The 18322-nt window shown below is 50.5% G+C and carries 20 protein-coding genes; 11 read left to right on the top strand and 9 right to left on the bottom strand.

Going from position 1 to position 18322, the window contains the following annotated elements:
* Positions 1–708: 708 nt before the first annotated feature.
* A complete protein-coding gene (locus tag ACRRUX_RS17995) occupies positions 709–990 on the bottom strand; it encodes an Mpo1-like protein (RefSeq protein ID WP_432532903.1) in 282 nt (93 codons plus the stop codon).
* Complete coding sequence (locus ACRRUX_RS17990) at positions 980–1621, bottom strand: GNAT family N-acetyltransferase (protein WP_432532901.1); 642 nt, start codon at positions 1619–1621, stop codon at positions 980–982. The genes ACRRUX_RS17995 and ACRRUX_RS17990 overlap by 11 nt, the downstream gene beginning before the upstream one ends.
* Before the next feature lie 131 nt (positions 1622–1752).
* Here ACRRUX_RS17990 and ACRRUX_RS17985 point away from each other — a divergent pair, with 131 nt between their 5' ends.
* Positions 1753–1992 (top strand): DUF2789 domain-containing protein, encoded by a 240-nt coding sequence (locus tag ACRRUX_RS17985; protein ID WP_432532899.1) that lies wholly within the window; start codon positions 1753–1755, stop codon positions 1990–1992.
* Between the two features lie 95 nt (positions 1993–2087).
* On the opposite strand, the gene ACRRUX_RS17980 is transcribed toward ACRRUX_RS17985, so the two are convergent.
* Complete coding sequence (locus tag ACRRUX_RS17980; RefSeq protein WP_432532897.1) at positions 2088–2456, bottom strand: DUF3192 domain-containing protein; 369 nt, start codon at positions 2454–2456, stop codon at positions 2088–2090.
* A 127-nt stretch (positions 2457–2583) separates the two neighbouring features.
* Between ACRRUX_RS17980 and ACRRUX_RS17975 the strand changes: the two genes are divergently transcribed.
* The 8 genes from ACRRUX_RS17975 (at position 2584) to ACRRUX_RS17940 (ending at position 8773) form a co-directional block, all read left to right on the top strand.
* Positions 2584–2901, top strand: coding sequence for a hypothetical protein (locus ACRRUX_RS17975; protein WP_432532895.1), 318 nt, complete (start codon positions 2584–2586; stop codon positions 2899–2901).
* Entirely contained in the window at positions 2901–3674 is a 774-nt protein-coding gene (locus ACRRUX_RS17970; RefSeq protein WP_432532893.1) for a Zn-ribbon-containing protein, read from the top strand. The genes ACRRUX_RS17975 and ACRRUX_RS17970 overlap by 1 nt, the downstream gene beginning before the upstream one ends.
* A 371-nt stretch (positions 3675–4045) precedes the next feature.
* On the top strand, positions 4046–4762 hold the full coding sequence (locus tag ACRRUX_RS17965; protein ID WP_432532891.1) for a hypothetical protein: 717 nt from the start codon (positions 4046–4048) through the stop codon (positions 4760–4762).
* Between the two features lie 143 nt (positions 4763–4905).
* On the top strand, positions 4906–6375 hold the full coding sequence (locus ACRRUX_RS17960; protein WP_432532889.1) for an EAL domain-containing protein: 1470 nt from the start codon (positions 4906–4908) through the stop codon (positions 6373–6375).
* 130 nt (positions 6376–6505) lie between these two features.
* Positions 6506–7240, top strand: a complete 735-nt coding sequence (locus tag ACRRUX_RS17955) for a DUF1538 family protein (RefSeq protein ID WP_432532888.1) — start codon at positions 6506–6508, stop codon at positions 7238–7240.
* Positions 7240–8031 carry a DUF1538 domain-containing protein gene (locus tag ACRRUX_RS17950; RefSeq protein WP_432532909.1) on the top strand — a complete coding sequence of 264 codons (792 nt, stop codon included), beginning with the start codon at positions 7240–7242 and terminating at the stop codon, positions 8029–8031. Before ACRRUX_RS17955 ends, ACRRUX_RS17950 begins: the two co-directional genes overlap by 1 nt.
* Positions 8028–8378 carry a P-II family nitrogen regulator gene (locus ACRRUX_RS17945; RefSeq protein WP_432532886.1) on the top strand — a complete coding sequence of 117 codons (351 nt, stop codon included), beginning with the start codon at positions 8028–8030 and terminating at the stop codon, positions 8376–8378. The genes ACRRUX_RS17950 and ACRRUX_RS17945 overlap by 4 nt, the downstream gene beginning before the upstream one ends.
* Complete coding sequence (locus ACRRUX_RS17940; protein WP_432532884.1) at positions 8375–8773, top strand: CBS domain-containing protein; 399 nt, start codon at positions 8375–8377, stop codon at positions 8771–8773. Before ACRRUX_RS17945 ends, ACRRUX_RS17940 begins: the two co-directional genes overlap by 4 nt.
* Positions 8774–8790: 17 nt before the next feature.
* Here ACRRUX_RS17940 and ACRRUX_RS17935 read toward each other — a convergent pair whose 3' ends face one another.
* The 4 genes from ACRRUX_RS17935 to syd all read right to left on the bottom strand — a co-directional run bounded on the left by ACRRUX_RS17935 (position 8791) and on the right by syd (position 12121).
* A complete protein-coding gene (locus tag ACRRUX_RS17935) occupies positions 8791–9618 on the bottom strand; it encodes a pirin family protein (RefSeq protein ID WP_432532882.1) in 828 nt (275 codons plus the stop codon).
* Between the two features lie 376 nt (positions 9619–9994).
* Positions 9995–10546, bottom strand: coding sequence for an HAAS signaling domain-containing protein (locus ACRRUX_RS17930; protein WP_432532880.1), 552 nt, complete (start codon positions 10544–10546; stop codon positions 9995–9997).
* Positions 10539–10934, bottom strand: a complete 396-nt coding sequence (locus ACRRUX_RS17925) for a PadR family transcriptional regulator (RefSeq protein WP_432532878.1) — start codon at positions 10932–10934, stop codon at positions 10539–10541. The genes ACRRUX_RS17930 and ACRRUX_RS17925 overlap by 8 nt, the downstream gene beginning before the upstream one ends.
* 539 nt (positions 10935–11473) lie before the next feature.
* Positions 11474–12121: a SecY-interacting protein gene (gene syd / locus ACRRUX_RS17920; RefSeq protein WP_432532876.1), complete on the bottom strand. Its 648-nt coding sequence runs from the start codon at positions 12119–12121 to the stop codon at positions 11474–11476.
* Between the two features lie 60 nt (positions 12122–12181).
* Between syd and queF the strand changes: the two genes are divergently transcribed.
* Together queF and ACRRUX_RS17910 are read left to right on the top strand one after the other, a co-directional pair.
* On the top strand, positions 12182–13039 hold the full coding sequence (gene queF / locus ACRRUX_RS17915; protein ID WP_432532874.1) for an NADPH-dependent 7-cyano-7-deazaguanine reductase QueF: 858 nt from the start codon (positions 12182–12184) through the stop codon (positions 13037–13039).
* A gap of 233 nt (positions 13040–13272) precedes the next feature.
* A complete protein-coding gene (locus tag ACRRUX_RS17910) occupies positions 13273–14454 on the top strand; it encodes an alginate export family protein (protein ID WP_432532872.1) in 1182 nt (393 codons plus the stop codon).
* Between the two features lie 532 nt (positions 14455–14986).
* Here ACRRUX_RS17910 and fusA read toward each other — a convergent pair.
* Both fusA and ACRRUX_RS17900 read right to left on the bottom strand, forming a co-directional pair.
* A complete protein-coding gene (fusA, locus tag ACRRUX_RS17905; RefSeq protein WP_432532870.1) occupies positions 14987–17020 on the bottom strand; it encodes an elongation factor G in 2034 nt (677 codons plus the stop codon).
* Positions 17021–17266: 246 nt separating this feature from the next.
* Positions 17267–18070 carry a 4'-phosphopantetheinyl transferase family protein gene (locus tag ACRRUX_RS17900; RefSeq protein WP_432532868.1) on the bottom strand — a complete coding sequence of 268 codons (804 nt, stop codon included), beginning with the start codon at positions 18068–18070 and terminating at the stop codon, positions 17267–17269.
* Between the last annotated feature and the right edge of the window lie 252 nt (positions 18071–18322).

The raw sequence follows: 18322 nt of genomic DNA, 5'->3' as shown, positions 1-18322 counted from the left end.
CGGGCTGTCGGGCTGTCGGGCTGTCGGGCTGTCGGGCTGTCGGGCTGTCGGGCTGTCGGGCAATACAAAACAAGAAAGGGGCGCGTTATACAACGCGCCCCCTCATCTTCTCGTAAGCCGTCCTGCTATTTCTCGTGCTCCCTGCACCATCCATGCGTTTGCAGTGCGTCCTTCGCTAACATCCCTGCATCCATGAAATCCCTGTACTTACGTACCGCATCCTTGCATTTACCTATCCTGGTAATATCGCTTCATCCTGTCGCGATTCAGCGTCCTGCCAATCCGAGTCACAATCCGTGCAAACTCGATATCCTTTAATCCATTTTCCCTTCATCCCAGGGGATTGCACTGTCCTGTGCCATACCATCCATGAAGTAAGCCGTGTTATTGCTGATTGGGTCTGCGCATATCGTCCTGTGATCTGCGTCCAACTTCCTGTCAGTCCGTGACCATGACATCCTGTCTCTTGGCTACCACTTAAGTGTATATCGGAAGCTGAAAAGCGGATGAACACAAATTCATCAATTAACTGTAAAGCTCAGGCAATACAATTTTATCGCATTGATAAACAAGAAAAAATTTACATGCGCTGGTATTTTTCTTAGCAAGAAATAGACTTTGTCCTACACCTTTGTGAGATATATCTTACACGGCTCACGGTGTTTCACCTTGCGCGCCACGAAACTTTTTTGTGAACGCCATCAACATTTACCAAAACATAACCCAATCACCCATCAAAGAATACCAGGGGTACTGAAATGTTGCTGGCCTGTTTTTTTCAAAAAAGAAGTGACCAATCCAGGCAAATCCGTAGCCGATTAGCGGTATCGTCCACCACCAGCCCCAGCTCCCTGAGATGGTTATCCAAGCCAGTTGGAGAAGCACAAACACACTCCCGATAAAGTGTAATGCCCGGCATACTGGATGGCGGTGTTGTTCCAGATAGAAAGGGTAAAACTCCCAGAAACTGGAAAACGCTCTACTGTTCATCCGGTTGCCTTTTATAGAACATCAGATCACCTTCTACATTGCCAATAGTCAGATGAGTTAAAGGAATAAATCGATGCCGATTAAATAAATGAGCATGAGACTGCTGAGATACAAACACCCCTACACCATCCAACTCAGGCTGCTCATCACACCAACTGGTTACCGCCCGCAAAAGCCGGGCGCCGAGTCCTTTCCCCTGTTCAAAAGGAGCAACACAAACAAACTGGATCACTGCACAGTTTTTGCCCGGAAGATGTTCCAGGATACTGGATTCCTTACTCATCAATGCCTGGGTTGATTTCCAACCGGTATTCAGCATCATTTTCAGCCGCCAATGCCAGAAGCGTCCCTCACCGATCCCGGCCTGTTGCGAAAATACACATACCACGCCAACCAACCTGTCCTCTTCAAACAGCCCCACCAAAGTCTGTTCCTGCTGCCACAGCTCGTTGAGTTCCTCGCGAATTGCTGCCCGCAATTTCTGTTCGTACAGATGTAAATCTCCACGATAAAGCACATCGCGAAAAAAAGGGTCATCATGATAGGCGTTATAGATTATTGATGCGGCAATACGTAGATCTTCCGCAGTCAAATAGACGGCCCGATAATTTTCACAAGCTGGCGTTTCCATTCATGATTTCCTTGATCAAGATCACATAAAATTAACCTAACAGGGATTCCGTCGGCTGTTAAGAGTGATTGCTTTTTTTTGTCATAGGAGGATGCTTGGAGCATTCGCTATTATTGAATGCCGGATATGCTATGGATACAACACCCACAGATCTAAGCCATTTATTCGCTCAGCTTGGGCTTGCTGCTGATGAGCCAAGTATTGAGACATTTATTGCAGGTACCCGTTTACCTGCTGATGTCTGCCTGAGTGATGCTCCATTCTGGAATTCGGCTCAAAGGGAATTTATCAAAGAGGCTATGATGCAGGACAGCAATTGGAGTGAATTACTGGATCAGCTGGATGCCAGAGTACGCCAAACCGGACCTTAACCATACTTGTAACAGGTTGATATAACTAATTATCTATTATCTCAGTGTAAAGGCTTGCCGTAGTCAGTGCCACGACAAGCTGAGCCCGTCACTAATTATATGGCTGAATAAGCCCGCTCTCCCCAGCCAATCAGTGCGCCCTGTCTGAAGACCAGCGCAGTACACTCATCTTTACTGGTACGTCCATCACTGTCGACCCTTTGCGTACGATAAAACAGCACTTCAACCAGCCCCTCATCGCGACTGAAGGCTTCTACAAAGTCGGCGACACCCATTTTTGATTTTACTGCGTCAATACTCATGCCGGGCTGCAAATTGGCAATAAGCTCACGATTGCGCTGTTCGTCATGCTGCCAGTTGCTGTTGCTCTGGCTATAGCCCTCCTCCCCCACGTTGATAACACATCCACTCAAACCGACAGTGACTACCCCGGCAAGCAACAATGGAATAAACTTGGCTTTCATCAAAACGTCCTCTTGTGCTGTTTTTAGATTTTGACCATGAAGCACAAAATGGGCCAATACTTAACTATATGTTTTTAAATAATTTTATTAACGGTTTTATGCCGCTGTTTGGGATATATCATCACTTATGAGTCAAATCGACCAAGTACTGGCTGCAGCACGCAGTCTGCGATTGGCAGGCAAAACCCCAAGCCTGGCGTTACTCAAAGCCAAACTCAAATCGGTCCCCATGCCCATACTGGTGCAGGGACTTCAGAGATTTAAAGCACTGTCTGAAGAAGAGCTCGAAGCGATCGAAGTGGTCCCCGTGACATCATCGCCAGCCAATGAACAACCACAAGCAAATTTGGATGAACTGATGACATTGCGCCAACAACTGCAGACGCTGCAGACGGCCTACAACGAATTGGTACAAAGAGTCACCAAACTGGAGCAACAAGACTGATGTTCGTGACCGAATTACGCTTTGAATGTTTTGCCGATACCACTATTACTGCGGCAGAAAAAGCCATCAACAATTTGCTGGAAGCCTATCGCGCCAACGGTCAGGTGCTGGGAAGGGAGTTTGCTGTCGCCTTCAATGATGGTGAGTTTCGTGTCCGATTGCTGATCCCGGAGAAAGAGAGCCTACACTACAGCTTCAACAGTCCCTGGGTTAAGGTTGCGCTGCAGGAACTGACTGAAGCCAAAATACTGGCCCCAAGAGAGAAACTGATCGGTCAGGACATCAACTCAGAAGTGAGCGCCACTGAGTTTGCCGACTGGCAGATTCTCTACACCAGTTACGTTCATATGTGCTCCCCGCTGCGCAGCGGAGACAATCTGCTGCCTATTCCCCTGTACCGAATTCCCGCGACCTTCAATGGAGATCACAAACGGATTATTCGCTGGCAATCGGAATGGCAGGCCTGTGATGAGTTACAGATGGCAGCCGCCACCAAAGCAGAGTTCGCCGCATTGGAAGAGATCAGTTCTCCCGGCAGCGATCTGTTCCGCCGAGGCTGGGACTTGCGTGGCCGTATAGAATTTCTGACCAAAATCCCAACCTACTACTATCTGTATCGGGTTGGCGGCGAAGATAAAGCCACAGAGTATAATCGCCCCTGTCCCCGCTGTGGGAGTCACGACTGGAAGCTGGAAGAGCCGCTGCTGGATATGTTCCATTTCCGCTGCGAACCTTGCCGGATTGTGTCCAATCTGTCATGGGATCATCAATAGCAGGCTTTATATTGCAGACCTTCGCCTGCTGAAGATGATAGCCACAGTGGAAGGTGTGGCGAACCGTTCCCGTAGCCGTTCGCCATACCGACAGCACACTTATACAACTCCAGAATGTTAACTCAACAATAATTTGACGAACGTCAATTTATTGACTTTGTGATAATGAAATATAAAATTCTTGGCGATGATTTTGAATTTTAACGTCAGGATTATTTTTAATTTGCTTTTGATTTTTGATACTTCAAATCATATTAAAATCATCTCTCAAAAAGTATAAATAGTTATTGAACCAAACGGTTAAGTAACGTACATTCTCGTTCCTTTTATTCAATCAGCTTTCGGCGTTGATCCCAAATACGTGGAACAATATGAACTGCTTATTTCATGATTATTGCAAAAATACAACAGGTTACCCAAAGCCCTCTTGTCATGCTGTGTGTCATGATGGAGTAAAAGCCTACTGCCCCTATCATTTTCAACTCGCCAACATCATTTCCCGAGAAGGAAAACTCTGTGGCTATGAATTAACATCCAGCTGGCTGACACAAAAGTTAACCGGTAAGCAGGCCAGTGAGCAGTCGTTATATTTTACACTTGCCTATAACGCTATGCTTAAGCGACTGCTCCGAAGGTTGACACAATCCAGCTTCCCGGGCGAATCACAACTTAAGATATTTCTTAAGTTACCGCGACACATATTGATGGATACCGCCACGGTTAAGCAATTGCTTAATTTGAACTCCGTCATGACGGCCCAATCACATACTCTGGTAATGGTAATCAATTGCCTTGACCTGGCTCTCGCGCCTTATACCAAGCAGGCCGAGTTCTTATTAAAAGACCATGGTGCTCAGTTTGCGCTGACATGTAATTTAGATACTCAACTCAAACATATTCAACCAGCGGAAATATTATTATTTTCAGCTGATGAGCTGCAACATAAATTATCAGACAATATTAACTATATTACTGATTATCTTTTCTCATTAAATGAAAAAGGATTCGTGCTGACATTATGTGACACTGTGACGCCTGAAAATTATACCCAAGGTTTAATTTTGCCATTCAGGTATTTTAAATCCTGATGACTATGACGCACTACTCCAGCCGTTTCAGCGCTATGTTTTGGCGATTTGCCTTTGCTGCGGGCATACTTATTTTTTGTGGCATCACAGCTCACCTGATAAGTCACTGTATTGTCCGCGAGCGGCTGCAGGAATCAGCTCTGATGGCAGAGAAAATCCTGAAACGGGAGACGCAGTTGGCCGAAACTCAACTGCAGAATGTCAAGGCACTGCTCAGCGAAACCGGAGTGAGCAACTGCTCGCAGGATACAGTCAATCTGCTTAGTAAACAGATGCTTACTAGTCATAATCAGTCCATGGTGTGGGTAAAGTTCAATAACGACAAATATGTTTGCTCAGCCGTGGGAGAGTCTCTCCCGCCTAAACCCAATTACTATTACCTTGCAGGGAAATTGGGCTCCGCCATCAATCTTTACCAGATGGTAGACAGACTGAATCTCAGGGCAGAATTACCTTTGTATGCCGGGCTGAAAACCAAACATTGTGAACTCTATACACCTCTGGGCGGTATGCTGGAATTGAAATCACTGTTTATGCCCTCGTCACATACCCAATTAATTGTGTATCTGAAGAATGGTACCGAGTTAATTAACCTGAACGGCAAACATGCTCCCGGCGACAGTCTCGAGGTACAACTTCCACAAACCGGCATAAGATTGCAGTTGATTAAAGATCAGACTGTTTCCCATAGGTTGACGCTGCTGCTATTTTTTGGGCTGCTGAGCGTTGCGTTACTGACAATCAAATTGTTTATCCTCACCAGCCCCTGGATTCTTAAAAAAATCTGGCATCTGCGATTTGTGCATGCCTATCGTCTGCAGCAGTTTTATCTGGTTTATCAGCCTATCTACGATCTGAAGCAACAGCGTCCTGTTGGTGTAGAAGTGTTGCTCAGATGGCGACAGCGAGACGGCACTCCCAGAAATACCGCTGATTTCATCGGGGCGCTGGAGCAGGATCCTTTGATGCCCCGAATCACCCGCTGGGTCGTTACCAGCGCATTTGATGAACTGCAGCCTTTTGTTGAGTCGGGCCAGCTGAGCTGGTTCAGTGTCAACATCACCGCCAGAGATGTTGAACAGGGGAAATTACTCAGTGTGCTCGAGTCTCTCTGCCGACGGGGCTATCCAATGCAGTATCTCAGTCTGGAGCTGACTGAACGGCTGCCGGTGACTCAATGGCACCTGCTGCAACAGTTTACTCGCCGCTGCCGGGATATGGGGTGTAAGTTCAAACTGGATGATGCCGGCACCGGTTACGGCGGCAGCCTGTATCTTCAGGAGTTGGAATTTGACTACCTGAAAATAGACAGGGAATTTGTCAGACGTTTGGGCACCGCCGAAAGTAAACTGGCGCTCATCCAATCCTATCAGGCAATTGCCCGTGATATGGGGATTGCAGTGATAGCTGAAGGGGTGAACGATACCACTCAGGCTCAGATGCTGTATCAATTGGGGATCACCAGCCAGCAAGGCTGGCTTTACGCCAAAGCGCTCAGCCGCGGGCAGTTGCAGGACTATCTGCAATCCACCGCCAACCCGGTACCCGATGTTATGGAGCTTACCGGCGACGCCGCCCAACATGAAATCCACCAGCGCCTGTCTCCTGCCTGACTGCCGGTTTATTGAGTCATTCCCACTGGCCGGACAACTTTATCCTGTTGGCTGATTTACATTGACGTATCAGCCTTTTAGTCTGAAAGCACTGACATAAAGATGTCTTTCAACAGGATAAGGAGCCGCCGTGCAAGGATTGAGAGCGCTGCTCAGCGCCCTGCTGGGAAGCCTGAGGGATTTGCTGCCCATCATAGCAGTCATCGCCTTTTTCCAGCTGGCGGTGCTGCAACAACCTCTTCCCGAACTGGCCTCTATCCTGATTGGCCTGTTGCTGGTTGTCATTGGGCTGACATTCTTCATATTCGGCCTGCAAATGGGACTGTTTCCCATTGGTGAATCCATGGCGCACGCCCTGGCCCGCAAAGGCAGCGTATTCTGGTTAATGCTGTTTTCCTTTTGTCTGGGGTTTGGCACCACCATCGCGGAGCCGGCACTCACCGCTGTCGCGGCAGAAGCGGCTGACGTCGCCGCCAACGGCGGGCTGATCGCCAATAATAAAACTGCCATGGACAACTATGCCGAAGGACTGCGGATCACGGTCGCACTGTCTGTGGGGCTCGCAATTGTGATTGGCGTGCTGCGGATCCTCAAAGGCTGGCCCATCCACAGATTAATTATCGGCGGCTATATCCTGGTGGTGATCATCACGGCCTTTGCTCCGCGCAGCATTATTGGTATTGCCTACGACTCAGGTGGCGTGACTACATCAACCATCACAGTGCCCCTGGTCACCGCGCTGGGAGTTGGGCTGGCCACCGTCATTAAAGGGCGAAACCCTATGGTAGATGGTTTCGGCCTTATCGCCTTTGCATCACTGACGCCAATGATTTTCGTCATGCTGTACGGGATGATAGTCACATGATGCCAACTGACCTGCTCCATAGTTTTCTTGCCACACTGCAAAATACCGTGATGGATGTACTGCCTATAGTGGCGCTCATTTTCATCTTTCAACTGGTGGTATTACGTCAGCCCATGCCCAATCTACCCCGGGTTATTATTGGTATGGTGTATGTCACCTTAGGACTTTCGTTATTCCTGATGGGACTGGAACTGGCTCTGTTTCCTCTTGGAGAGTCCATGGCCAGGCAGCTGACAGATCCGGTGTTTTTATTTGGTGAGGAGGCGGCTCTGCTTGTACAGGTTGACTGGAGCCACTACTACTGGGTGTACCTGTTTGCCGCCGCGATTGGCTTTAGTACCACAGTGGCAGAACCCTCGCTGATCGCCGTAGCCATCAAAGCCAGTCAGGTATCCGGCGGCGCCATTTCAGTAAACGGATTGCGATTTGCCGTTGCCACCGGGGTCGCGCTGGGGATATCCCTTGGCAGCTATAGGATTGTGGTTGGCGATCCGCTGCATTACTACATTATCGGGGGTTATATCCTGGTGGTGATCCAAACCCAGTTTGCCCCGCGATTCATCGTGCCACTGGCTTACGATTCCGGTGGCGTAACCACCTCAACCGTGACAGTGCCTTTGGTGACCGCATTGGGGCTGGGACTGGCGGCAACCGTTCCCGGCCGTAACCCGTTGATGGATGGCTTTGGTCTTATCGCCTTTGCCAGTCTGTTTCCTATGATTACCGTGATGGGCTATGCCCAATTGACCCAATGTCTGAACCGTCGTCAGGAACCTGAGGAGAAGCCATGAGATTCAAACTGATTGTGGCCTTTATCGAAGATGCCCACACTGAAGCCGTGCTGGATGCCGCCCGAGATGTTGGCGCAACCGGCGCGACCGTAATCAATAACGCGCGGGGAGAAGGCCTGACCAAACACCGCACCTTTTTTGGTCTCACGCTGGATGTACAGCGCGATGTTGTGCTGTTTGTGGTTGAGGAACATCTGGCGCGCAAGGTACTGGAAACCATCAGCAAGGTAGGACAGTTTGATCAGGCATCAGGCCGTGGTATCGCGGTGCAGCTGGATATTGAAGATGCCGTCGGGGTCGCCCATCAAATCAAGGAATTGACCAAAGTTGTCGAGGATGAGATATGAATACCAATACCAAAATACGGGTCAGGGACGTGATGCAAAGCAGCTTCGCCATGGTTGATGGTTTGATCACCGTGGCAGAAGCCATCGCTATCGCCCGGGAGCATCAGGTAAAAACCCTGATTGTTAAAAAACGTCATGACGACGATGAGTTCGGCATAGTGTTACTGAGCGATATCGCCCGCAAGGTATTGTCTGCTGATCGTTCTCCCGAGCGGGTCAATGTCTATGAGATCATGACCAAACCCGCACTGAGCGTCGAGCCCGACATGCAAATCAAATACTGCGCCAGGCTATTCGAACGCTTCGGTATCAGCCGCGCACCTGTGATTGAAAATCATCAAGTGATAGGCATGGTCAGCTACAACAAGATGGTGCTGCGCGGTATGTCAGGCTGACATCCGCGCCTGACTGATCAACCGATACTGCCGAATTTACCTGCCTGATAGTCCTGCACCGCCTGCATCAGCTCTGCAGGGGTATTCATGACGAAAGGTCCCATGTGTGCCACAGGCTCAGCGATTCTGTTACCCGAGAATATGAGCAAGCCACAATCATCTTCAGTTTGCAATTCAATGGGATATGCAGGGTCAAGCAGCAGAAGCTGGCCAGCCACATAGCCGCTCAGTCGTCCACGGTAGAGATACACAAATGCCTGCTGATGATGACTCAGGTCAAGCGTTACCAGGTTGCCGGCCGTCATAGTCAGATCCGCTATCGAAGCTTCTGCCGCCAGCGGACCGATGGGGGAAACTGCCGTCTGTTCCGCCAGGGTCCAGCGGCCAGCCAGAATCCGCAGGCGCGAGCCCGCGTCATCGGTTAATTCAGGCGACTTGTCGGCAACAGAGTCGGCATAACGCGGCGGCCTGAGCTTGTCTTTGGCAGGCATGTTCACCCAAATCTGAAAACCGTGCATTCCATCATGATCAGCCAGTGGCATTTCTGAATGCACCATCCCGAAGCCAGTGCTCATCCACTGCACATCACCGGCATTGATATGTTTGCAATTCCCCAGTTGATCTCTGTGTTCAAAACCACCTTTGAGGATATAGGTAAAGGTTTCAATCCCCCGGTGAGGATGGGGTGGAAACCCACCGATAAAATCGCTTTTATCCTCGGATTTAAGCTCATCAATCATTAAAAAAGGGTCAAGCAATTTACCGGAAAAATCAGCCACCCGGGAAATTCGCACCCCGTCCCCATCCTGAGCAGGCGAACTTTCGAACACCTTAAGTACTTTCATCAATTGCACTCCTCAAACGCTTATCAGGCATCAGATTAGCGCAAGTGTTCACAAGGCAATATTGCCAATATACGGCTGCTTTATTCTGTCAGGGCGAACATAAGCCGCATCTTGGGTCAGCAACAGCCGCTTTAATCGATAGTAGCCGTCAGCGAGCCCTGCGACGTCCGAGACGGAAACATCAGTCGATAATCCAGCGGATGCGCCGCATCAATACCGAACACCCGCACCTGTTCCGACCTTCAGCGCCTACTCACTGCCTCCCAAATAGGCACAGTCCAATGCCGACAGCAATCATGAGTAACAGTAAAGCGTTAATCAGAAAGTGTTTATGGGCATGCAGATTTAAGTTAACCATAGCAACCTTCGAACTCGACTACCCCTGCTTGAGTCCCTTCAATACCCGCCAGGTGAGATACCCAATCGCCATACTTAACACCAGTGCCAGCGGGGTATACCACCAGCCCAGCAATTCCTGTGATTGCCCGGAGCTGCTCTCAACCATGCCGACGATAAAGCTGTTACCATCTGCGGCACTCCAGACACCGACCTGCCGGGGCGAGACTAGCTTGTACAGCCCGGTAAGCAACAGGGAAAATGCGGTCAGGTAGCCAAAGACGGCCATGCCGACATACAGAGTGCCGGTTACACCGCGCTTCACCATCTGAATGGCTTTAAACCCCGCAGGTGGTGGTGTGCCCTGCAGCACATGGTCCACATACAATCTGGCTAACTCCCGTGGTGACCCAAAGCCTTGCAAAACGGCGGGGATATCCACCGTTTGCCCGTCAGCCTCCGCTGCGTCCAACACATCCATAATGTGGCACTCAATTTCTTTGAGCACTTCCTCGGCATCGGCCTTATCCAGACGCCCCAAGTACTTGGCCAGCGCTTTAAGGTAATCATGTATCAATTGATAATCAGTCATCTGACGCTCCATTTGTTTTTTGGCTGTCCGCCTTCCCCTGTGATAACAATGCGCTGATATCTTCAACGGATTGACGCCATTTGGCCTGCAACTCCAATAATTTCTGCTCACCCAATTCGGTCAGCAGGAAATACTTGCGTGGACGGGATTCTCCCTCCTGATGCCAGCGGGCACTTATCAGCTTGTCCCGCTTAAGCCGATCAAGCAGTGGGTATAGCGTCCCCTCGGTAATCTGCATGGTCGGGTAACGATGCAACAACCTGAGTAACTCCAGACCATATTTCTCTCCTCCCCACAGAGCACCAAGTACCACCAGCTCCAGCGTACCTTTGCGCAACTGCACATCCCATTTCTCGGTTTGACTGTTCGAAGCTAGTTCATCAACCATGCATCACCACATACTTTGTTATACATAGTAATATGCATAACATTAGCCGACACTGAATTGCAAGATCATTTTTTAACCACTCGTTTGGGCGAAGTCCAAATTGCCACCCGAAATTGGCGGAAAAGTGGCCTGCATCGAGTGATGGCTGCGCTGGCTACATTGATGGCCGCACGCGGGAGGAATGACGGGGCAAGGCCCGACAGAATGTCAAAAGCCAGCTACACGCCCAGGTAACGCTCAGCAAAAAAGCTATCCAGGGCAGACAAGCCTTCTTCTGGGTGCGATCGGACAAAACGGCAAAGGGGGAAATGGATTAGGCGTATAAGCAACTGACAAGCACTGGATTTACTTATCCGAGAAGTTTCGAAAGTCAAAGAAGGTTCAGGGGCCAAAACAGGGTCAGGCTTTAGGGAGTAAGCGCAGAAGCCACACCCAGTGTTGGGAGTGTAGACCAAAAGCGCGTCCTGCAACGCGCTGTTGGATTGGGTCTGAACCACTACATCTGAACTAATACATCTGAACCTCTACAGGCAAGCCTGTCAGCTTTTGCCTCTGAGGTTATTCCACATCACTTTCAAACGCGCCATGATTCCCGGATGTTCCAGTTGCGGCATAGGCAAATCTTCATGTCGGACCGGTGGTGCCACTTTGGGGCTCAAACCTGCGATAAACTGCGCCAGGCTGTCAGCCAGTTTTTCCTGCTGCACCTCACCAGGAATTTCGGTCCAGACACTGCCATCCTCATTATTGACGGTCAGCATCTTCTCGCCGTCATCGAGCAGGCCAATAAACCAGGTCAGTGGTTGTTTCAATTTACGTTTCATCATCAGATGACCAATGACGTTTTGCTGCAGGTATTCAAAATCCTGCTGATTCCACACTGCTGTCAGCTCGCCATCGCCCTGACTGCTGGAAAACAACACTGGCGCGCTCCAGAAATGACCGTAAAACTCATTGATGTCCGGATGAAGCGTCAGTTCCAGCGCCTGCTCCACATTGCTGAAGTCCCCGACAGTATGACGCTCTACAGGTTGCCATTGCACCGCCTCATCCGACCGGGCATCACCGCTGACCACACAGCTTGATGACTCCCCCTTCGGGTAATAGCGTGGATACTCATCCAGTTTCGAGCGATAAGCATTAACATACAGATTCAAAAAGCTTTGCAGCGCAGCCAAACAAGACACTTAAGCAGATCCCAATTTGAGGTATAATTCAGTCTTAATTTTGACATGGAATGATTTTAGATGACACAGCATCACGACCCTTACCAGCATGCAGATGAGCTAAGTGGACTGACTCTGGGTAAAGCCACCGATTATAAGTCCGAGTACGATGCCTCATTGCTGCAGGGCGTTCCCCGCACTTTAAACCGCGATGCCATCAATCTCACAGCCCCGCTGCCGTTTCACGGCTCAGATATCTGGACTGGCTATGAATTGTCCTGGCTGAATGCCAAGGGCAAACCCATGGTGGCCATTGCCGAATTTTTCTTAAATCACGACAGTAAAAATCTGGTGGAATCCAAGTCATTCAAACTGTACCTGAACAGTTTCAATCAGACCCGGATTGACTCAGTAGATAAGCTGAAGCAGATGCTGACTGCGGACCTGTCACGCTGCGCCGATGGCGAAGTTAAAGTCGATATCATTGAGCCGAAACTGTTTGGTCATCAGCGAATTGTTGAATTGCCTGGCCACTGCATCGATGAATTGGACATTGAAATCAATGACTTTGAGTTCCGTCCTGAGCATCTTGAAGACAGCACTGACGATAAACAGATTGTCGCAGAAACTCTCAACTCCAATCTGCTCAAGTCCAACTGCCTGATCACCTCGCAACCGGACTGGGGCAGTGTGATGATCCGTTATCAGGGGCCTAAAATTGATCGCGAGAAATTGCTGCGTTATTTGATTTCTTTCCGTCAGCACAATGAATTCCATGAACAGTGTGTAGAGCGTATTTTCATGGATTTAAAACGTTTTTGTCACTGCAGTAAGCTTACTGTCTACGCCAGATACACCCGTCGCGGTGGTTTGGATATCAACCCATTTCGCAGTGACTTTGAACATGCACCGGAAAGCCAGCGTTTGGCCCGCCAGTAATATCGGGTGACAGACAAAAAGAAGCCCCGAAAAAAATGTCGGGGCTTTAAAACACAGTCAAGATTAAAAACTACCAAAAAATATATACCACTTTGTATATACACGTCATTGACCAGGATCCCATTTCGTTAACAGCATTTTAATTTTCAAATACATTTTGTTTTAGATCAAAAAACAGCAAGCACCAAACCACAACACTCTCCGCTAAGCCCTACCCTGTCTGGAGAGAAATAATGAGAATAACCGTCACTGCGCTGGCAATAAGTACTGTACTGGGATCTGTATCTGCTCAGGCTGATGAACTGAAAACTGCGCTTATCGATAATGCCAAATTGAATCTGCAATTCCGCGCCCGCTATGAGCAGGTGGATATGGAACCGCTGGCCAAAGAAGATCAAACAACCCTGAGAACCCGCCTGAGTTATCAAAGTAGTGACATCTACAAATTGTTTGTGATGACGGAAGTCGATGATGTGCGAGCCAGTCATGAAGAGCCACTGATCGCTGATTATGAGTACACCGAAATCAACCAGGCTTACCTGGGTTACCGCGCTCCGGCGGATTCGCTGCTCAAATATGGCCGTCAGCGGATCCTGCTGGATAACCAGCGTTTCGTGGGGGGCGTTGGATTCCGCCAGAATGAGCAAACCTATGATGGTTTCACCGCTGTGAGCTCAGGCATCACAGATCTGACCGCCTTTTATGGTTATATCAACAACGTCAATCGCATCTTCAGTGAAGACTCAGGCAAATCAGATCACAAAAACAAAACCCACTTAATCAATCTGCACTATGCAGCCCTTGAGCAAGTACAACTTACCGCCTATGCCTATCTAATCGATAATCTGGCAGTCGCCCGCTTCTCTACAGATACTTATGGTCTTCGCCTGACAGGCAACGCCAAATTTGCTCCTGTCGGTCTGAGCTATGCACTGGAATACGCTACCCAGAGTAATGCCCACAACAATCTGCTGAATTATGATGCCGACTACTACCTTGCCGAAGCCAAAGCGGACTTCTCCCTGTTTGGCGTCAAACTGGGCCATGAAGTGCTGGGCTCAGATGACGGTAAAGCAGGCTTTATCACGCCGCTGGCCACCCTGCACAAGTTTCAGGGCTGGACGGATAAGTTCCTGTTCGGCGGCGCCGGCAACTGGGACAAAGGTATTAAAGACAGCTATCTGGCACTGGATACCAAGCTTGCAGGCATCGATCTGCTCGCGGTTTACCACAGCTTTGAATCCGATAGCGGCAAGGTGGACATGGGCCAGGAGTGGGGTGTCAGCGCCAGTTACAAGTTTGCCAAATACTATGAAGCCAGTGTCAAATACGCCGCCTTCAGTGGTGCCGATGCCGGTTATGCCTTCAGTGCTGATACAGACAAGCTATGGCTGACGCTGGAAGCCAAGTACTGATGTCACTGTGCGATTGAATGTATCAAAGGAAACAGCGCCGAAAGGCGCTGTTTGGGTTGTTACGCTGATATGACTCAAACTCAGTTCGCCTCCTTTGTCAAAAGTGAACATCTCATACCTCAGGGCGACACGTCTTTCGACCGGTTCAATCCGGGCAATATATCGGCACGTCTATGGCCAATCTACTATCTGACTGGTCGCCCGGGCAACAACAAAGCGGTTATGCCACTGGCGTTGCTCAGGTTCGATAACCTGGCGTTAAAGCTCTGGTGCTGCTTACAGGTACAAACTGAATTTGCAGTGCCTGCTTGCTTTCTCCCTGCTGTGACAAACCGGACTATCCGACGTCACCCGGGACCATACTGGCAGGTCAAAACAGAATGCTGTTTGCCAATAATATCCTTCTGCCTTTTGAGTATCGGCCCCGGTATCAAACAAAGTCAATGCAAGCTTATTTCTTGCCAACCTGACATCAATCTCTGGATTTTTCACCTCCTGTCTCACGGCATAACACAGGGACATCCAAACTCCACTATGCCTTATCGGCAACTATCTGTTGCTGCACGTTTTCCGGCACAGGTTCATAACGGGCAAACACCATGGTGTATTCCCCTTCACCGCCTGTAATGGACTTCAGCCGGGTCGCAAAATCATCCACAGTCGCCAATGGCGCTTCAACACTGACCACCACACAGCCATCATTGAGCGCTTCTGTGCCGCACACCATGCCGCGACGGCTGCTGATATCACCGGTAATATCCCCCACCTGAGAGGAGTCAACCTTGATTTGCAGCTGTACTATGGGCTCAAGAATGACGGGACTGGCCTGGGCTACCGCATCCATAAACGCCTTTTTACCGGCCATAACAAAGGCGATTTCCTTGGAATCCACGCTGTGATGCTTGCCATCGAGCACAGTCACTTTAATGTCTTCCACCGGGAATCCGGCCAGCTCCCCGGCACGCATCGCTTCACGCACGCCTTTTTCCACCGCAGGTATGTACTGGCCGGGTATCGCACCGCCCACCACTTTGGATTCAAACTGAAAGCCGGCTCCGCGCGGCAGAGGCTCAACCCGCAGTTCCACTTCACCAAACTGACCGGCACCGCCGGATTGTTTCTTGTGTCGGTATCTGCAGATTGCCTGCCCCAGAATGGTTTCCCGGTAAGCCACCGCCGGCTTTTGGGTATCCATGTCCACTTTGAATACCTGCAGCGCTTTTTCCAGTGCAATCTGCAGGTGCAAATCACCCAGCCCCTGCAGTACAGTCTGCCCTTCCGCTTCATTGCGGGCGATGCTCAGACTGGGATCCTCAGCCACCAGTTTGCCCAGTACCTCCGCAATCTTCTGCTCATCGCCGCGCCGCCTGGAGGACACCGCCAGCCCAAATATCGGTTGTGGCAACGCCAGTGAAGGCAGGTGATATTCATCTTCATCATGGCTGTCATGCAGCACAGAGCCCACTTCCAGCTCATCGATTTTGGCAATGGCGCAGATATCACCGGGCACCGCCTGCCCCATCTCAACCTGTTTATCGCCCTGCAGGGTCAGCAGATGAGTGACCTTAAAGGGCTTTCGGTCAACGCCGGCGAACAGCTTCATGCCATTGGTGATCAGCCCCTGATATACCCGCATCACAGCTATCCTACCAAAATAGGGATCGATACTGACCCGAAACACATGGGCCAGCACATGGTCAGTGGATTTGGTACTGACTTCGACCGGCCGAGCCCTGTCACCAAAGCCATTCACGAACTGCGGCGGATTACCCTCTCTGGGATTGGGCATCAGCTGAATAAGCAGCTCCAGCAATTCGCTGATACCGGTATCGGTTTCAGCGCTGGTAAAACATACGGGCACCAGGTGTCCCATACGCAGTGCAGTTTCCAGTGGCTCATGCAGTTGCTCCGGAGTCAGACTTTCGCCCTGCTCCAGATAGAGTTCCATCAGCTGGTCATCTTCCTCCAGTACAGTTTCCACCAGTCGCTCCTGAGCGGAAGACACATCGGAAAACAGCGTTTTGGCATGGAAATCAGGATGCAGATAACAATCCACCACATCATTGTCCAGTCCCGGCAGATTCACCGGCAAACAACGGGGACCAAACTGCAGCTGAATGGCATCAAGTAACGCCGCCAGCCCGGCTTCGTTGCCGTCGATATGGTTGACCACCAGCATCACCGCCTTCCCCTGGGCGCGTGCGGCACTGAATGCTCTGGCAGTGACACTTTCAATGCCATTGGCCGCATTGATCACCAACAGCACGGACTCCACCGCAGGCAGCGGCTGCAATGCCCTGCCGAAAAAGTCAGGTAATCCCGGGGTGTCTATCAGATTGATGTGGTAACCGTTGAGGTCGATGTTGAGGAAGGAAGGTTCGAGAGAGTGTTGGTGTGCTTTTTCCTGTGGGGTGAAGTCGGCATGGTTAGTGCCTTTATCGACCCTGCCCTTTTGGGCAATCGTCCTGGCGCCATACAGCAGCGCCTCCAGCAAGCTGGACTTACCCGCCCCCGTGTGTCCCAACACGGCAAAATTGCGGATTTGTCCGGTGCGATACTCAGCCATAGTGTGGCCTCCTTGTACTGGGAAAGCTACCCGTTGGCCCGTGCAGACTCTGCAGCAGGCAATCGCCACAGAGACAAGTCACTGATGCACCCGACAAAGCTTCCGGCAGGAAGCTGAATAACAAGAGATGCGACGACCCGAGTGAACCTTCCTCTGCAGTCCTGAATCGAGTATACGGACTGCATCAGCTTCAAAAGTTGACCGGGCGCATGTTTTTAACCGGTTGTTATCGATGAAAAACCCGTGTTACCAATAACGACTCTGGATAGGGACATCATTCAGCGAGGCACAGGTGGTCAGAGCGACCCGATATTCATCTGTCAGGCGGGCAAAGCGACTGCCAAAGCCCTGAGTTTGAGCGCCGGACAGAGCGACGAAATTCCATGCTACTCCTTGCTCAGTGGCTTGCAAGCCATGATTGGCAGGCGCAAGCGGCACATTTTGTCCGGCTGGTGCTGGCTCACAACCCAGCGTACTGATCTCAAACGCAAAGCTGTCCAGCGGGCAGGCAAGCCCCTGTCCCGTGACCTTGATAAAGGACTCCTTCAGTGCCCACAAATCAAAAAACGCCTGACGCCTTTGGGCATCCTCAAGGCTGCTGAGCTGCGTCACTTCCACTGGCGCAAAAAAGCGGCTCATCACACTGTCGGTGGATACTCCTGGGCGAACACGTTCAATGTCCACCCCCAGCTCCTGACCCTGCTGCGCGCCGCACAGCACTACAATAGCCAGCCAATCACCACTGTGACTGACATTAAAAGCCAGCCGGAGGGCATCACGCTGAGCATCTGCAAGTGCCGGTTTGCCCTGCGGCCCGATCTGCAATTGCCAGTCTGCAGGCGCAAGCGGCCCATGCTGACTCAACACCTGACGCAACATGCCACGGGACAGCAAATTGGCACGCCTGGCACTGGCATGAGTAAAGCCGGCCAATCGCTCACGCTCAGCGTCACTCAAACTGGTCCGCAGCACATCGTCCCCGGGTAATGGCCGCACAGAAGCCAGCAGCGGATTGAGAGGAATGAGCCAAAGGTGCAGCGAAGCCAGCATCGAAAAATATCCATTAACTGAAAGACGTTAAGATTGTCGCACAAGCCGGGGCGACAGGCGATAACCGCAGCCTGCCGTGTTCCCCCAACCTAACCCCAATCTAAATCCAACCTAGCCTGCATCCCGGGGTATACAGCCTAATGCAAGCTGAGCGCATAAGCGTCACAACCCAATTGCTGCATCAGGGCGATTTGCTGCCAACATGTAACATGATTATTAACTTTTAAGTCCCGCCTGATTGTTTCGCCGCCA

Source organism: Shewanella sp. GXUN23E, assembly GCF_050865035.1.
Classification (GTDB): domain Bacteria; phylum Pseudomonadota; class Gammaproteobacteria; order Enterobacterales; family Shewanellaceae; genus Shewanella.
This window is presented reverse-complemented; position numbering and strand designations above follow the sequence as displayed.

What these genes read in the sequence shown, in the direction of transcription:
- ACRRUX_RS17945 (WP_432532886.1), top strand. Translation starts at nt 8,028, where the DNA reads ATGAGATTCAAACTGATTGTGGCCTTTATCGAAGATGCCCACACTGAA.
- ACRRUX_RS17910 (WP_432532872.1), top strand. Translation starts at nt 13,273, where the DNA reads ATGAGAATAACCGTCACTGCGCTGGCAATAAGTACTGTACTGGGATCT.
- ACRRUX_RS17930 (WP_432532880.1), bottom strand. Translation starts at nt 10,546, where the DNA reads ATGACTGATTATCAATTGATACATGATTACCTTAAAGCGCTGGCCAAG.
- ACRRUX_RS17980 (WP_432532897.1), bottom strand. Translation starts at nt 2,456, where the DNA reads ATGAAAGCCAAGTTTATTCCATTGTTGCTTGCCGGGGTAGTCACTGTC.
- queF (WP_432532874.1), top strand. Translation starts at nt 12,182, where the DNA reads ATGACACAGCATCACGACCCTTACCAGCATGCAGATGAGCTAAGTGGA.
- ACRRUX_RS17970 (WP_432532893.1), top strand. Translation starts at nt 2,901, where the DNA reads ATGTTCGTGACCGAATTACGCTTTGAATGTTTTGCCGATACCACTATT.
- fusA (WP_432532870.1), bottom strand. Translation starts at nt 17,020, where the DNA reads ATGGCTGAGTATCGCACCGGACAAATCCGCAATTTTGCCGTGTTGGGA.
- ACRRUX_RS17960 (WP_432532889.1), top strand. Translation starts at nt 4,906, where the DNA reads ATGGCAGAGAAAATCCTGAAACGGGAGACGCAGTTGGCCGAAACTCAA.
- ACRRUX_RS17990 (WP_432532901.1), bottom strand. Translation starts at nt 1,621, where the DNA reads ATGGAAACGCCAGCTTGTGAAAATTATCGGGCCGTCTATTTGACTGCG.
- ACRRUX_RS17985 (WP_432532899.1), top strand. Translation starts at nt 1,753, where the DNA reads ATGGATACAACACCCACAGATCTAAGCCATTTATTCGCTCAGCTTGGG.
- ACRRUX_RS17995 (WP_432532903.1), bottom strand. Translation starts at nt 990, where the DNA reads ATGAACAGTAGAGCGTTTTCCAGTTTCTGGGAGTTTTACCCTTTCTAT.
- ACRRUX_RS17900 (WP_432532868.1), bottom strand. Translation starts at nt 18,070, where the DNA reads ATGCTGGCTTCGCTGCACCTTTGGCTCATTCCTCTCAATCCGCTGCTG.
- ACRRUX_RS17925 (WP_432532878.1), bottom strand. Translation starts at nt 10,934, where the DNA reads ATGGTTGATGAACTAGCTTCGAACAGTCAAACCGAGAAATGGGATGTG.
- ACRRUX_RS17975 (WP_432532895.1), top strand. Translation starts at nt 2,584, where the DNA reads ATGAGTCAAATCGACCAAGTACTGGCTGCAGCACGCAGTCTGCGATTG.
- ACRRUX_RS17940 (WP_432532884.1), top strand. Translation starts at nt 8,375, where the DNA reads ATGAATACCAATACCAAAATACGGGTCAGGGACGTGATGCAAAGCAGC.
- ACRRUX_RS17950 (WP_432532909.1), top strand. Translation starts at nt 7,240, where the DNA reads ATGCCAACTGACCTGCTCCATAGTTTTCTTGCCACACTGCAAAATACC.
- ACRRUX_RS17935 (WP_432532882.1), bottom strand. Translation starts at nt 9,618, where the DNA reads ATGAAAGTACTTAAGGTGTTCGAAAGTTCGCCTGCTCAGGATGGGGAC.
- ACRRUX_RS17965 (WP_432532891.1), top strand. Translation starts at nt 4,046, where the DNA reads ATGAACTGCTTATTTCATGATTATTGCAAAAATACAACAGGTTACCCA.